The 15,091-nt window shown below is 70.1% G+C and carries 11 protein-coding genes, 1 rRNA gene and 1 other annotated feature (1 of these 13 running past the window's edge); of the genes, 7 read left to right on the forward strand and 5 right to left on the reverse strand.

Translation table 11 applies throughout. The features are described from left to right. Positions 1 to 1,395: a sequence feature (mutual gap in cmsearch alignment for this rRNA model is longer than 100), on the forward strand (it extends 1,619 nt beyond the left edge of the window). Positions 1,396 to 1,481: 86 nt separating this feature from the next. Beyond that, positions 1,482 to 1,598, forward strand: a 5S ribosomal RNA gene (rrf, locus tag ABZ823_RS00010). A gap of 119 nt (positions 1,599 to 1,717) precedes the next feature. Here rrf and ABZ823_RS00015 read toward each other — a convergent pair. Genes ABZ823_RS00015 through ABZ823_RS00035 form a run of 5 tightly spaced genes read right to left on the reverse strand, consistent with a single transcriptional unit; the run spans position 1,718 to position 7,262 of the window. After that, positions 1,718 to 3,028, reverse strand: a complete 1,311-nt coding sequence (locus ABZ823_RS00015) for a DUF58 domain-containing protein (RefSeq protein WP_361651931.1) — start codon at positions 3,026 to 3,028, stop codon at positions 1,718 to 1,720. After that, the gene (locus tag ABZ823_RS00020) at positions 3,028 to 4,017 is read right to left on the reverse strand and encodes a MoxR family ATPase (RefSeq protein WP_361651933.1); all 990 of its coding nucleotides are present in this window, start codon (positions 4,015 to 4,017) and stop codon (positions 3,028 to 3,030) included. The genes ABZ823_RS00015 and ABZ823_RS00020 overlap by 1 nt, the downstream gene beginning before the upstream one ends. Beyond that, complete coding sequence (locus ABZ823_RS00025) at positions 4,017 to 5,210, reverse strand: DUF4350 domain-containing protein (protein ID WP_361651935.1); 1,194 nt, start codon at positions 5,208 to 5,210, stop codon at positions 4,017 to 4,019. Before ABZ823_RS00025 ends, ABZ823_RS00020 begins: the two co-directional genes overlap by 1 nt. Continuing rightward, entirely contained in the window at positions 5,207 to 5,923 is a 717-nt protein-coding gene (locus ABZ823_RS00030) for a DUF4129 domain-containing protein (RefSeq protein ID WP_361651937.1), read from the reverse strand. The genes ABZ823_RS00025 and ABZ823_RS00030 overlap by 4 nt, the downstream gene beginning before the upstream one ends. A 4-nt stretch (positions 5,924 to 5,927) precedes the next feature. Further along, positions 5,928 to 7,262: a hypothetical protein gene (locus ABZ823_RS00035; RefSeq protein ID WP_361651939.1), complete on the reverse strand. Its 1,335-nt coding sequence runs from the start codon at positions 7,260 to 7,262 to the stop codon at positions 5,928 to 5,930. Between the two features lie 141 nt (positions 7,263 to 7,403). On the opposite strand from ABZ823_RS00035, the gene mtnA reads away from it, so the two are divergent. The 6 genes from mtnA (at position 7,404) to raiA (ending at position 15,054) form a co-directional block, all read left to right on the forward strand. Further along, entirely contained in the window at positions 7,404 to 8,549 is a 1,146-nt protein-coding gene (mtnA, locus tag ABZ823_RS00040; RefSeq protein ID WP_361651941.1) for an S-methyl-5-thioribose-1-phosphate isomerase, read from the forward strand. Positions 8,550 to 8,557: 8 nt separating this feature from the next. Next, on the forward strand, positions 8,558 to 9,247 hold the full coding sequence (gene mtrA, locus ABZ823_RS00045; RefSeq protein WP_361651943.1) for a two-component system response regulator MtrA: 690 nt from the start codon (positions 8,558 to 8,560) through the stop codon (positions 9,245 to 9,247). Position 9,248: 1 nt separating this feature from the next. Beyond that, positions 9,249 to 11,261, forward strand: coding sequence for an MtrAB system histidine kinase MtrB (gene mtrB, locus ABZ823_RS00050; RefSeq protein WP_361651945.1), 2,013 nt, complete (start codon positions 9,249 to 9,251; stop codon positions 11,259 to 11,261). Positions 11,262 to 11,283: 22 nt separating this feature from the next. Next, complete coding sequence (locus ABZ823_RS00055; protein WP_361651947.1) at positions 11,284 to 13,116, forward strand: LpqB family beta-propeller domain-containing protein; 1,833 nt, start codon at positions 11,284 to 11,286, stop codon at positions 13,114 to 13,116. A gap of 77 nt (positions 13,117 to 13,193) precedes the next feature. After that, the gene (locus ABZ823_RS00060; RefSeq protein ID WP_361651949.1) at positions 13,194 to 14,051 is read left to right on the forward strand and encodes a ComF family protein; all 858 of its coding nucleotides are present in this window, start codon (positions 13,194 to 13,196) and stop codon (positions 14,049 to 14,051) included. A 286-nt stretch (positions 14,052 to 14,337) separates the two neighbouring features. Further along, complete coding sequence (gene raiA / locus ABZ823_RS00065) at positions 14,338 to 15,054, forward strand: ribosome-associated translation inhibitor RaiA (protein WP_361651951.1); 717 nt, start codon at positions 14,338 to 14,340, stop codon at positions 15,052 to 15,054. The last annotated feature ends 37 nt before the right edge of the window (positions 15,055 to 15,091 follow it).

A 15,091-nucleotide genomic window follows, 5' to 3' on the forward strand; every position in this document is an offset into this window, starting at 1 on the left:
CGGCTGAGACCTGATGCCGAGCCGATTGTGGCGAAGTGGATGATCCTATGCTGTCGAGAAAAGCCTCTAGCGAGTTTCATGGCGGCCCGTACCCTAAACCGACTCAGGTGGTCAGGTAGAGAATACCGAGGCGTTCGGGTGAACTATGGTTAAGGAACTCGGCAAAATGCCCCCGTAACTTCGGGAGAAGGGGGGCCATTCCTGGTGAGAGCACTTGCTGCTTGAGCTGGGGGTGGCCGCAGAGACCAGCGAGAAGCGACTGTTTACTAAAAACACAGGTCCGTGCGAAGCCGTAAGGCGATGTATACGGACTGACGCCTGCCCGGTGCTGGAACGTTAAGGGGACCGGTTAGCTCACTTTCGGGTGGGCGAAGCTGAGAACTTAAGCGCCAGTAAACGGCGGTGGTAACTATAACCATCCTAAGGTAGCGAAATTCCTTGTCGGGTAAGTTCCGACCTGCACGAATGGCGTAACGACTTCTCGACTGTCTCAACCATAGGCCCGGTGAAATTGCACTACGAGTAAAGATGCTCGTTTCGCGCAGCAGGACGGAAAGACCCCGGGACCTTTACTACAGTTTGATATTGGTGTTCGGTTCGGCTTGTGTAGGATAGCTGGGAGACTGTGAAGCTCGGACGCCAGTTCGGGTGGAGTCGTCGTTGAAATACCAGTCTGGTCGTGCTGGATGTCTAACCCGGGTCCGTGATCCGGATCGGGGACAGTGTCTGATGGGTAGTTTAACTGGGGCGGTTGCCTCCTAAAGGGTAACGGAGGCGCCCAAAGGTTCCCTCAGCCTGGTTGGCAATCAGGTGTTGAGTGTAAGTGCACAAGGGAGCTTGACTGTGAGACCGACGGGTCGAGCAGGGACGAAAGTCGGGACTAGTGATCCGGCGGTGGCTTGTGGAAGCGCCGTCGCTCAACGGATAAAAGGTACCCCGGGGATAACAGGCTGATCTTCCCCAAGAGTCCATATCGACGGGATGGTTTGGCACCTCGATGTCGGCTCGTCGCATCCTGGGGCTGGAGTCGGTCCCAAGGGTTGGGCTGTTCGCCCATTAAAGCGGTACGCGAGCTGGGTTTAGAACGTCGTGAGACAGTTCGGTCCCTATCCGCTGTGCGCGTAGGAGTCTTGAGAAGGGCTGTCCCTAGTACGAGAGGACCGGGACGGACGAACCTCTGGTGTGCCAGTTGTTCTGCCAAGGGCATGGCTGGTTGGCTACGTTCGGGAGGGATAACCGCTGAAAGCATCTAAGCGGGAAGCCTGCTTCGAGATGAGGACTCCCACCCACTTGATGGGGTAAGGCTCCCAGTAGACGACTGGGTTGATAGGCCAGATCTGGAAGCCCGGTAACGGGTGGAGGTGACTGGTACTAATAGGCCGAGGGCTTGTCCTCAGTTGCTCGCGTCCACTGTGTTGGTTCTGAAACCACGAACAACCTCGTGCAGGTTTCTGTGCGGCTGGTTGTGTGTTTCGTAGTGTTTCGGTGGTCATAGCGTGAGGGAAACGCCCGGTTACATTCCGAACCCGGAAGCTAAGCCTTACAGCGCCGATGGTACTGCAGGGGGGACCCTGTGGGAGAGTAGGACGCCGCCGAACAAAATTTGAGAAAGCCCCCGTGCCATTCGGCACGGGGGCTTTCTGCGTTCAGGGGCCTTGAAGCAAGGGCTCAGGAGTCGACCTGAGCCCTTGGATGATGGGCGCCTATCCGGCCCGGATCAGAGACGACCCGCCGCCTTGAGAGCCAGGTAGGCATCCGCCAGTGCAGGCGCCAGATCCTCCGGCGTCGCGTCCACGACGGTGACGCCGTGGCGGCGTAGCCGTTCCGCTGTGCGGGTGCGCTCCGCCTGGGCCCGCGCGGCCGCTGCGGCCTCGTACACCGCATCGGTGCTTCCTCGCGCTGTCGCCATGCGGGCGATGTGTGGATCGGCGACCGAGGCGAGCAGCACAGTATGGCGCTGGGTGAGGCGGGACAGTACCGGCAGCAGTTCCTCCTCCACGGGTGCCGTTTCCAGAGTGGTCAGCAGGACGATCAGGGAACGGCGCGGTGCGGTGCGCAGCGCTGCGGCCGTCAGCCCTCGTGCGTCCGTTTCGATGAGCTCCGGTTCCAGTGTCGCCATCGCGTCGACCAGGGCCGGCAGGACCTCACGTGCGGCGCGGCCCTGGACCAAGGCGCGCATCCGGCGGTCGTAGGCCAGCAGGTCCACCCGGTCACCGGCCCGGGAAGCCAGGGCGGCCAGCAGCAGCGCCGCGTCCATGGAAGCATCCAGGCGTGGCGCGTCACCGACCCGCCCGGCGGAAGTCCTCCCCGTGTCCAGTACCAGCAGGATGTGGCGGTCGCGTTCGGGCCGCCAGGTGCGTACGGCGACCGTGGTCTGGCGGGCGGTGGCGCGCCAGTCGATGGAACGGGTGTCGTCGCCGGGTACGTAGTCGCGCAGACTGTCGAACTCCGTGCCCTCACCGCGGGTCAACACGCTGGTCCTGCCGTCCAGTTCGCGGAGCCGTGCCAGCTTGGAGGGAAGGTGTTTGCGGCTGGCGAAGGGAGGCAGGACCCGTACCGTCCACGGGACCTGGTGGGTGCCCTGGCGGGCGAAGAGACCGAGAGGGCCGTAGGAACGGATCGTGACGCGGTCGGCGTGGCGGTCCCCTCGGCGGGTGGGAGTGAGACGGGTCGTGATCCGGCGCCGTTCGCCCGGAGGGACCGTCAGAATGTGGCGGGACGAGGCACCTTCGGTGCCCGGCCGCCAGCTGCTGGGCGGCCAGGCGTCGCGGAGGCGGGCACGCAGGGTACGGCCGGAAGGGTTGGCGACGGTGAGCGTCACGTCGGCGGCTTCGCCCAGACGCACGGAGGTGTCGCCGGACCGGGTCAGACCGAGGCGGCGTACGGGGGCGGCCAGGGCGAAGTCACAGGCGCAGGCCAGGGCGAGAGAGCCGTCGACGGCGAGGATGCCCGTCCAGTCGGGCGCCCAGATGCCGACGGGGAGGGTGCCGAGTGCCGCGAGGAGCGCGGCTCGTCCGGTGAGCGGCATCAGCGGGGCACGGGGACGTGGGCGAGGATCGCGTTGATGACGGAGTCCGCGGTCACGCCTTCCATCTCTGTCTCCGGGCGGAGTTGGACCCGGTGGCGGAGTGTCGGAAGAGCCAAGGCCTTCACGTCGTCGGGAGTGACGTAGTCACGGCCCGTCAGCCAGGCCCAGGCGCGGGAGGTGGCCAGGAGAGCGGTTGCGCCACGGGGCGAGACGCCCAGAGTGAGCGAGGGTGATTCACGGGTGGCGCGGCAGATGTCCACCACGTAGGCGGTGATTTCCGGAGACACGGTCGTCTTGGCGACTGCGGCGCGTGCCGCCTCGAGGTCTGCGGCGCTCGCCACCGGGCGTAGGCCGGCGGCGCGCAGGTCGCGAGGATTGAAGCCGGCGGCGTGCCGGGTGAGGACGTCGATCTCGTTTTGCCGGGACGGCAGAGGGATCGTCAGTTTGAGGAGAAAGCGGTCCAGTTGGGCTTCCGGCAGGGGATAGGTGCCCTCGTACTCGACCGGGTTCTGGGTCGCGGCGACCAGGAACGGCTCGGGGAGCGGGCGCGGAGTGCCGTCGACCGTGACCTGGCGCTCCTCCATGGCCTCGAGGAGGGACGACTGCGTCTTCGGCGGAGTTCGGTTGATCTCGTCCGCGAGGAGGAGGTTCGTGAAGACCGGGCCGGGCTGGAAGGAGAACTCTGCGGTCCGCGCGTCGTAGACGAGGGAGCCGGTGACATCGCTCGGCATCAGGTCCGGGGTGAACTGGACGCGCTTGGTGTCGAGTTCGAGGGCCGCGGAAAGGGCGCGGACCAGCAGGGTCTTGGCGACCCCGGGGACTCCTTCGAGGAGCACGTGTCCGCGGCACAGGAGGGCGACGACGAGACCGGTGACTGCCCCGTCCTGGCCGACCACGGCCTTGGCGATCTCGGCGCGCAGGGCCTCCAGGGAGTTCCGGACGGTGCCCGGTTCTCCGGTGTGCCCGGCGTTGTCAGTGGTCGGGTCCATCATGGACGGCGTACCTCTCTTTCGAGGGCGTCGAGTTGGTCGGCGAGTGCGATCAGGGCCGCGTCGTCGCCGGGCGGCGGGCCGAAAAGGAGGGAGTGCAGGGACTGTCCGTCGCCGTGGAGGTGGGCGGACAGTGCGGGAAGCAGGGCTTCGGGCGCATGCGCCTGGGCGAGGGGGATTCCTACGAGGGCGGCGAGGCGGGTGCGGGTGGTGGAGCGCAGAGCGGAGGCCGCGCGGTCGCGGGCGCGCGCCTTGCGGTAGAGGCGGGCGCGGCCTTCGACGGTTTCGGAGGCGCGGATCGCTACGGGAAGTTTTTCGGGGACGAGGGGGCCCAGTCGGCGTGCCCGCCACAGGGCGGCCAGCGCCGCGGCGATGAAGAGCTGGAGTGTGCCCCACAGCCAGCCCGAGGGGAGCAGGTCGAGGAAGCTGCGGCTGCCGGAGTCGGTGGCCGAGGTGTCGGAGAGCGAGGGGAGGTACCAGACCACATGGGAGCGGGAACCGAGCAGTTGCAGGGCGAGGGAGGCGTTGCCCTGCTCGTCGAGACGGTCGTTGTAGAGGATGTCGGGCGCGCCCAGGACGAGGGTGTCGCCGTTTCCGGATGCGGACGGCAGCCGCAGCAGGCTGGGCAGGCCCTCGCTGGGGTAGCAGCGGTCGGCGCGGACGTCGGCCGTGAGGTAGCGGATGCCGCCCATGTGGGCTCTGCCCGCGCGCCGGGCGGCGGGCAGCGTGCAGCGGGGACCGAGCAGCGAGTCCAAGCTGGATGCGGGGTCCGCCGAGACACCCGGGGCGAGGCCGTCGACGGAGGTTTCGGGCGCGATCAGGACCGTCCGCCCACCGGAGTCCTGCACCGCTTGCTGAAGACGGCCCTGTTGAGGGCGCGTCAGAAGATCGGGTGCTGCGATAAGAAGCGTGGTGTCGGGGCCGGCGGCTGTGCGCGCCGCGTCCAGGGTGGTGACCACTCGGGTGGACACACCCCGTTCGGCGAGGAGGGCGGCGACGGCGTGGCTGCCGTGGGGGTCGGCCGAGCGCGGGTCGAGGCGGCCGTGTTCGGAGCCGGAGCGCACGACGGCGATCACGACTGCGCCGATCAGCAGGAGCACGACGGCGAGCAGCACGCCGCGCGACCGCGTCCACAGCTGGCGGGCGGTGGGCGAAACGGAGGTAGTGAGGGGGAGCGTGGCCTCGGACGTCATCCGGCGGCTCCCTTACGGGCGTTGGGTGCCATGGTGGACGCGCCGGCGGTGAGCTGGGGTTTGCTGCGCTCGAGGTCGTCGTCGAGGTCGGCGAGCCGACGGTACGTTCCTTCGCCCGTGGTCCGGCCACCGTATGTGACGTCGTCGAAGTCCCGTGCGGCGGCTCGCAGCCGGCCCGCGTGGTCGGGGAGTGCGCGGCCGGCCTCGGTGGCGGCCTCGTCGGCGGTGCGGCCGGGGCGTACATCGAGAAGGGCACGTTCCTCCAGGGAGCGCACGACGGCGCGCATGCGTTCCTGGACGGCCGGGTTCCAGTGGCTCTGGGCGGCGTGCGCCTCGGCGGCCGCGCGGTGCTCGGCGGAGCTCTTGGGGCGATCCTCGAAGAGGGCGGCGGACGAGGTGGGAGTGCGGCGCGGGGTGCCCAGGCGCCACCACAGGGCCCCGGCGAGTGCCAGGGCCGCCAGCACGATGACGAGCAGGCCCACAGAGCCGCCCGGCGCGGCGGACGAGGCGGTCTCGAGGAGGCCGCCGACCCAGTCCCAGAAGGCGTTCAGGGCGCGCTGGAGCAGGCTGGGGTCGTTCTCGTGGTACATCCCCTTCGACAGCTCACGCCGAGCCGCCTCCCGCGCCGGGTCGCGCGGGATCGTGACCGGTGGCCGGTCGCCCGAACGCCACAGCACCGGCACGGCGTTCCACACTCCCCCCGTCGGGCTCACCCCGTCAGCTCCCCGGGGTGGGGCCGGTGACGTCGGCGCCGTGGCCCTGGACGCCGGCGGCGCGGGCCAGGTCGAGGTCGAGGGCTTCGCGGCGGATGCGCTGGTCGATGTAGAGCAGCACGGTGACTCCGGCGCTGATCGGGAGAGTGAGCGTGCTCCCGATCACCGAGCCGACACCGCTGATGATCAGGAACGCCCAGCCGGGGCCGCCGCTGCTGTTGACCAGGGTGCTGATGCCCTCACCGCTGAGGATGCCGGCGAGGACGGCGAAGGGAACAACGACGAGCGCTCCCACGATGCCGGCGATGATCTGCGCGAGCGCCTGGATGCTGGAGACGCGCCACCACGAGCCGCGCATCAGCTTGACGGAGCGCCTCATCGACGTGCGGATGCTCTGCTTCTCGAGCATCAACGCGGGCGAGGCGAGCGAGAAGCGCATCGTGATCCATATGGCGACCACCGCGGCGCCGAGGCAGCCGAGGATGGCCAGCGAGACGCCCGCGGCGGTCGCACCGGCCGCCGCGACGACAATGCCGGGTACCGTGCCGACGGCCAGGATCGCGAGGGCGATGAGCGGCAGCAGAACCGTGAGGCCGGACAGCTTGAGCAGCTGCGGGCGGGCGTCGCGCCAGGCCTCCGTGACGGTCACCGACCTGCCGAGCACCGCCCGGCTGGTGACGGTCGTGAGCAGTGCGGTCGCGACGATGGTGCCGATCAGGGTCAGCAGGAAGACCACACCGGAACTCAGCAGAACCCCGCCCAGGGCGCGGCCCACCTCGCTCGCGGAGGAGCTGGGGTCGCTGAGGGTGTCCGCGGTGGCGCGGTCGTCGAGGACGAGCTTCTGGAACAGGATGGAGACGATCTCCGTGAAGACCGAGACGCCCAGCGCGATGCCGAGGACCGCGCGCCAGTGGGTGCGCATGGTGGAGACCGCGCCGTCGAGGATCTCGCCGACCCCGAGGGGGCGCAGCGGGATCACACCGGGTTTGGCGGCGGCCGGCGGGCCCCAGGCTCCTGCCCAGCCGCCGTTGCCGCGGCCGGGGCCGCCCCAGCCGCCGTACCCGCCGGAGGGAGCCCCGTAGCCGCCGGGGCCGGTGGGCGGGCCACCGCCCCAGCCCGCTCCGGGCGGAGGCGGCGGGGCCTGACCGGGAACCTGAGGGTGGGGAGCGCTCCATTGCCCGGGCGGGGGCTGCTCCTTGGACCACTGCGTCGGCGGCTGCGGCTGATGGCCACCGCCCTGGTCCGAGGGCTGCTCCGGGGTCTGCGCGCCGCTGGTGGGCGGCTGCTCCCCCTCGGAGGGGGCAGATCCGGGCGATGCCCAGCCCGGAGTGTCATTCATCGTCGCTCCTTCACGGTGCCCGCTCCGCGGACGCGGCGGCGAGTTGGCAGACATCGTGCCACGCTGTGCCCGGCGAGGGACCAGAGGTGGTGTCGGCTGTACACCTTCAATTGTCGGCCGGGTACGGGGCAGACTGACCGCATGGCTGATCAGTACGCGCGACCAGGTGAGGACAACCAGTCGGCGGAGATACCCGTGATCCGCTGGGGCGAGCCGCCCGAAGGACCCGTAGTGGTCCTTCTCGACCAGAGGAGACTGCCGGCCGAGGAGGTCGAGCTCGTATGCACGGACGCGTCCGCGCTGGTGGACGCGATCCGGACGCTCGCCGTGCGGGGTGCGCCGGTGCTCGGGATCGCCGGGGCGTACGGTGTCGCGCTCGCCGCTGCGCGCGGCTTCGACGTGGACGAGGCCGCCGTGGCGCTGGCGGGTGCCCGGCCGACCGCGGTGAACCTTGGCGTCGGCGTGCGCAGGGCCCAGGCCGCTTACCGGGCCGCGGTCGCCGGTGGCGGCGACGGGCGGCAGGCCGCCGCGGCGGCGCTGGCCGCGGCGCGTGCTCTGCACCAGGAGGACGCCGAGGCCAGCGCGCGGATGGCGGGGCACGGTCTGGCGCTGCTGGACGAGCTGCTGCCGGGCGGCGGGCACCGGGTGCTGACCCACTGCAACTCGGGGGCGCTGGTGTCCGGCGGTGAGGGTACGGCGTTCGCGGTGGCGCTGGCGGCGCACCGGGCGGGGCGGCTGCGCAGGCTGTGGGTGGACGAGACGCGGCCTTTGCTGCAGGGTGCTCGCTTGACGGCATACGAGGCGGCCCGCAAGGGGATGGCGTACACCTTGCTCACCGACAACGCGGCCGGTTCCCTGTTCGCGGCGGGTGAGGTGGATGCCGTACTGATCGGTGCGGACCGGATCGCGGCCGACGGTTCGGTGGCGAACAAGGTGGGGAGCTATCCGCTCGCTGTCCTGGCCAGGTACCACCATGTGCCGTTCATCGTGGTGGCGCCGGTGACGACGGTGGATCCGGACACGCCCGACGGGGCGTCCATCGAGGTGGAGCAGCGGCCCGGGCACGAGGTGACGGAGGTCACCGCGCCCCGGGTGCCGGTGGCGGGAGTGGAAGCGGGAGGCGGGATACCGGTGGCACCCCTGGGGACCCAGGCGTACAACCCGGCGTTCGACGTGACGCCGCCCGAGCTGGTGACGGCGATCGTCACCGAGGAGGGCGTCGTGTCACCGGTGACGGCCGATGCACTCGCTGCGCTGTGTGACAGGTCACGCCAGGTAACGATTTAGCTAATGGGATGATGTGGTCCATGAAGGGACGAGTCCTTGTCGTCGACGACGACACCGCACTGGCCGAGATGCTCGGCATTGTGCTGCGTGGTGAAGGTTTTGAGCCGTCTTTCGTAGCCGACGGCGACAAGGCGCTGGCCGCCTTCCGTGAGACCAAGCCCGACCTGGTGCTGCTCGATCTGATGCTGCCGGGGCGGGACGGCATCGAGGTGTGCCGCCTGATCAGGGCGGAGTCCGGGGTGCCGATCGTGATGCTCACGGCCAAGAGCGACACCGTGGACGTGGTGGTCGGCCTGGAGTCGGGCGCGGACGACTACATCGTGAAGCCGTTCAAGCCGAAGGAGCTGGTGGCCCGGATCCGGGCACGGCTGCGCAGGTCCGAGGAGCCGGCGCCGGAGCAGCTCGCCATCGGCGACCTCGTCATCGACGTGGCCGGTCACTCGGTGAAGCGGGACGGGCATTCGATCGCGCTGACGCCGCTGGAGTTCGACCTGCTGGTGGCGCTGGCGCGCAAGCCGTGGCAGGTGTTCACCCGGGAGGTCCTGCTCGAGCAGGTCTGGGGCTACCGCCACGCGGCGGACACCCGTCTGGTGAACGTGCACGTCCAGCGGCTGCGCTCCAAGGTCGAGAAGGACCCTGAGCGGCCGGAAATCGTGGTGACCGTCCGTGGCGTCGGTTACAAGGCCGGACCGAGCTGACGTGTCGCGGGACAGTGCCGCTTCGGCTCCCGGTCGGCCGGGGGCCCGTCCGGAGCGGCCTGTCGGACGGCGCACGGCGGGCTCCGGGTGGGAACGGTTCTTCGAGGGCGGGCTGCTCCAGGGCGGTGTCCAGGGCAGCCCGGTCCTCCGGCTCGTCATGCGCTGGGTGCGCCGTCCGCTGCTGCCGGTGATGCGGCTGTGGCGGCGCAACATCCAGCTCAAGATCGTGGTGACGACGCTGCTGATGTCCCTGGGCGTCGTGCTGCTGCTGGGCTTCGTCGTCATCGGGCAGGTGCGCAACGGTCTGCTGGACGCCAAGGTGAAGGCGTCCCAGAGCCAGGCCGTCGGCGGCTTCACGGTCGCCGGGCAGAAGGCGGACAGCGCGGCCAGCGCGAGCGGCGACGACAACTCGGGCACGGGCGACAACCCGGTGCAGAACGTCAGCGGGTGGATGAGCGACCTCGTCGAGTCGCTGTCCAGTGGTGGCCAGGGCGCCTTCGACGTGGTCACGCTCAGCACCACGACCGTGGACAGCGGCGACAACCGTGGCCTCGGGCCGCGCGCGTCGGGTGACGTGGACCCGAGCCAGAGCGTGCCCGAGGATCTGCGCCGGCGCGTCGGTTCGGGCATGGGTGTGGCCCAGAGCTACACCCGCATCGTCTACACCGACAGCGACCGCGATCCACAGCCGGCGCTCATCATCGGCAAGCAGATCAACGACCCCAACGGACACCCCTATCAGCTGTACTACCTCTTCCCGCTCACCCAGGAGGAGAAGTCGCTCAGCCTGGTCAAGGGGACGCTGGCGACCGCCGGGCTGTTCGTCGTCGTACTTCTCGGAGCCATCGCCTGGCTCGTGGTGCGCCAGGTCGTCACCCCCGTACGGATGGCGGCGGGCATCGCCGAGCGGCTGTCCGCCGGGCGCCTCCAGGAACGTATGAAGGTCAGCGGCGAGGACGACATCGCGCGTCTGGGCGAGGCCTTCAACAAGATGGCGCAGAACCTCCAGCTGAAGATCCAGCAGCTGGAGGACCTGTCGAGGATGCAGCGGCGGTTCGTGTCGGACGTGTCGCACGAGCTGCGTACGCCGTTGACGACGGTGCGGATGGCGGCCGATGTCATCCATGAGGCGCGCGTCGACTTCGACCCGGTGACCGCGCGTTCGGCGGAGCTGCTCGCGGACCAGCTGGACCGTTTCGAGTCGCTCCTCGCGGATCTGCTGGAGATCAGCCGTTTCGACGCGGGGGCGGCGGCCCTGGAGGCCGAGCCGATCGACCTGCGCGAGGTCGTGCGACGGGTGGTGAGCGGGGCCGAGCCGCTTGCCGAGCGCAAGGGGACGCGGATACGCGTCGTCGGCGACCAGCAGCCCGTGGTCGCGGAGGCCGACGCGCGGCGTGTCGAGCGGGTGCTGCGCAACCTCGTCGTCAACGCGGTCGAGCACGGCGAGGGCAAGGACGTCATCGTCAAGCTCGCCGCGGCGGGCGGCGCGGTCGCGCTCGCGGTGCGGGACTACGGTGTGGGGCTCAAGCCGGGCGAGGCGACGCGGGTGTTCAGCCGGTTCTGGCGGGCGGACCCGGCCCGTGCCCGTACCACCGGTGGTACGGGCCTGGGGTTGTCCATCGCCCTGGAGGACGCCCGGCTGCACGGTGGCTGGCTCCAGGCGTGGGGCGAGCCGGGAGGCGGTTCTCAGTTCCGGCTGACGTTGCCGCGGACCGCGGACGAGCCGCTGCGGGGCTCACCGATACCCCTGGAGCCCAAGGACTCGCGGCGCAACCGGGGGCTGAGCGAAGCCGGGCTGCCCCACGGCGGCTCGGGCAAGCTCGCCACGGTGCCCGCGCAGTCCGCGGGCGAGCGGGCCCCGATCGCGCCGAGAATGGCCGCCGTGACGCCCACGGCCGACCCGACCGCGCTGCCGGGCAACGGCGCGCGGGTGGTGTCGCGGCCCGGCGGGGCCGTGCGGCACCGGGAGGACAGCACACAGGACCCGTCGCTGGGCGACGGGCCGCACGAGTGAAGTGAGCAAGGGGAGGCATTTCGTGGGCGCTGAGGGGGGCGGGCGGCGGCGTGCGCCGCGCATGGGCGTGTTCGTCGGCTGTGGTGCCGTACTGCTGGCCGGGTGCGCCTCGATGCCGGACAGCGGGGACCTGCGTGGCGTGGAGTCGACGCCCCGGCAGGACGCCCAGGTCCGCGTCTTCGCGATGCCGCCGCGCGAGAACGCCGGGCCCGCGGAGATCGTGCAGGGCTTCCTGGAGGCGCTGACGAGTGACGACCCGCAGTACGAGACGGCTCGCAAGTATCTGACCGGCGGCGCGTCGCGCAGATGGCGCCCGGACCAGTCCACCACGGTGCTGTCCGACGGGCCGAACACCGTGCCCCAGCACAACAGGAGCCGGGAGGCGAACGACGACTACTCCTACACGCTGACGGGCAGCAGGTTCGCCGTCGTGGACGCCCAGCACGCGTACACGCCCGCCTCGGGGTCGTACAGCAGGACGGTGCACCTCACGCTGGAGAAGAAGACCGACCAGTGGCGCATCGACTCGCTGCCGCAGGGTGTGGTCATGGGCAGGTCAGACTTCCAGCGCAACTACGTGTCGGTCAACAAGTACTACTACGCCTCGAACGTTCCCGCCGCGGAGGGCGGACAGCTGAGCACGGTCGCCGACCCGGTGTATGTGCGCAGCAAGGTGGACGCCGTCACCTCGACGGTCCGGGCGCTGCTGAAGGGCCCCACGCGCTGGCTGGACCCCGCTGCGACGTCGAGCTTTCCCTCCGGAACCGCGCTCGGGAAGGGCGTCACCTCGCTGTCGCCCGACGACCAGAACAAGCTGACGGTGCCGCTCAACGACAAGGCCGACCGGGTCGGGCGGACGCAGTGCTCGCGGATGGCGGCGCAGCTGCTGTTCACGCTCCAGGACCTGACACCGACGGGCGTCAACCAGGTCGAGCTGGAGCGTTCCGACGGCAGGAAGCTGTGCGAGCTGAACGAGGGCCGGGCCGAGATCATCGCCTCGCACGGCACGGCCCAGCCGCCCGAGTACGAGTACTTCGTCGACGGCAAGCAGCGGCTGGTCCGCATGCCGAGCGGCAGCGGCTCCCATCAGTTCGAACCGGTGCCGGGCGCGCTGGGCGAGGGTGACAGGAAGCTGCGCGCGGCCGCCGTCTCCCGTGACGAGGACACGGCGGCCGGGGTCTCGTTCGACGGGCAGTATCTGTACGTCACGTCGCTGGTGGCGGGTGCCCCGCTCGGGGACGCGGTGCTGACCAGCCAGGGCGTGTCGGAGGACGACCGGCTGACGACGCCGAGCTGGGACGGCGCGGAAGATCTGTGGGTGGCCGACCGCGACCCGAGGAACTCCCGGCTCGTGATGCTGGAGAAGGGCGCCGGCCAGCCGATCGAGGTGCGCACGCCGGACCTCGACGGGCGCGTCGAGGCGGTGCGGGTGGCGGCCGACGGTGAGCGGATCGCGCTGATCGTGAAGAAGGACGGCAAGACGTCCCTCCAGATCGGGCGCGTCGATCGGGAGAGCGGGGCGGATGGGCGGCCCGCCGTGTCGATCCTCCAACTGCACTCCGTGACTCCTCAGCTGGAGGAGGTCACGGCCATGTCATGGGCCGGGGACAGCCGGCTGGTGGTGGTCGGACGCGAGTCGGGCGGGGTGCAGCAGATGCGCTATGTGCAGGTCGACGGCTCGGTGCCCGCGGGCAACGCGCCGCCCTCGCTGACGGGCGTGAAGCAGATCGCGGCGTCCGAGGACGAGCGGCTGCCGCTGGTGGCGTACTCGGAGGACGGGATCGTGCGGCTGTCGGCCGGGGCGCAGTGGCAGAAGGTGGTCAAGACGGGGATGGCCCCGGTCTATCCCGGGTGATCCGTGCCCCCCGGTCGTCCGCAGGGAGTTTTCCACAGGCCTGGCAGGCCGCTTTCGGCCTTGGCACAGTGGAGGCCATGCGGGGGTGGTGGCACGACCTCACCGATCTGGTGCTGCCGGCCGAGTGCGGAGGCTGTGGAAGGCCGCGCACGGTGCTCTGCCCGGAGTGCCGAGCGGCCCTTCACGGGCGCGCACCACGGCGGGTGCGCCCGGTGCCGGAGCCAGCGGGGCTGCCCGTGGTGCACGCGGCGGCCGCTTACGAGGGTGCGGCGCGCGCCATGCTCCTGGCCCACAAGGAGCGGGGCGTCCTGGCGCTCGCGAGGCCGCTGGGTACGGCGCTGGCCGGGGCTGTACGGGCGGGGAGCCGCTCCTCGGCGGTGCCGTCCGGCGGCGGTCGGGCGTCCCTGCTGCTGGTGCCCGTGCCGTCCTCGCGCCGGGCCGTGCGGGCGAGGGGGCACGACCCCGCGCGGCGGATCGCGCTCGCGGCCGCGGGGGAGCTGCGGCGGACGGGGACGGCGGCCCGGATGGTGGCCGTGCTGCGGCAGCGACGGGCGGTGGCCGACCAGTCGGGGCTGGGCTCCCGGGAGCGGCTGGCCAACCTCGCGGGCGCGCTGGAGGTGGCCGAAGGGGGTGCGCGGCTGCTGGCCGGCGGGCCGGTGGTCCTCGTCGACGACCTGATGACGACGGGAGCGTCGCTGGCGGAGGCGGCGCGCGCGGTACGGGCGGTGCTCGGGCATTCACGAATGAGGGAACCGGAGGTGTACGGGCGCGCGGCGGGGGAAGCAAGGGGGGAACGAAGAACAGCGGATGCGACGGCGGTGGCGGCCCGGATCCGGTTGCCCTCGGAAATGGCCGCCGCTCATGGCGCCGAGGGGGGGATCCGCGCCGCGGTGATCGCTGCCTCACCGGATTCTTTCGAAATAAATCGGAACTGACTGGCAACTTACGTCGTTGCAGGTAATGAGCAGGTCAATACACCGGAACGGAGGTACGCCGCAGTAGAGGGTGACGACATCCGGCCGGGCGAGATATGTTCGGGTTGTGAGAGAAAGGCGCAGGCCATCCCTCACTTATCCGAATGCCGTGCCGCGGGCTTTCTGCAATCACTCGCGGCGGTGGGATGGAGATCTCGCCCACGGGGGAGGAGGAGGTGGAAGTCACCGAGTCCGCGGCTCCGGAACTCGCCGGAGCCTGGTGCACAAGGGAGATGCTCCGCCGGGAATGCGGAGCGATCCGGGAACGGAGTTCTGCGTGGACATCGTCGTCAAGGGCCGCAAGACCGAGGTGCCCGAGCGGTTCCGGAAGCACGTGGCCGAGAAGCTGAAGCTGGACAAGATCCAGAAGCTGGATGCCAAGGTGATCAGCCTCGACGTCGAGGTGTCCAAGGAGCCCAACCCCCGACAGGCCGACCGTTCCGACCGAGTGGAGATCACCCTCCACTCCCGCGGTCCGGTGATCCGGGCAGAAGCAGCAGCCAGCGATCCTTACGCGGCGCTCGACCTGGCGGCGGAGAAGCTCGAGGCGCGGCTGCGCAAGCAGCACGACAAGCGCCACACTCGCCGGGGGGTCCGCAGGCTCACGGCAGCCGAGGTGCCCGACCACGTCCCGGGCGCGGCGACCCTCAACGGCAACGGCCTCGTCGTGGAGGAGGAGCCGGACGTGCCGACCAAGAGGATCGGATCGCTCGAAGTGAAGGGTGAAGGCCCCCTCGTCGTCCGCGAGAAGACACATGCCGCGTCTCCGATGTCGCTCGACCAGGCCCTCTACGAGATGGAGTTGGTCGGGCACGACTTCTATCTGTTCGTCGACTCCGAGACCAAGCAACCCAGCGTGGTCTACCGCCGTCACGCCTATGACTACGGCGTCATCCACCTGAGCTCCGACGAGATGGTGACTCAGGCGCACTCGGCGGCGGCAGGCGGAGCGCTCGGCGGCTGACCGCCGGGTGACGGCTGTACCGGTGTGCCCCTGGGGG

Origin of the sequence: Streptomyces sp. NPDC047079 (assembly GCF_040643755.1) — a bacterium.
Lineage (GTDB): Bacteria > Actinomycetota > Actinomycetes > Streptomycetales > Streptomycetaceae > Streptomyces.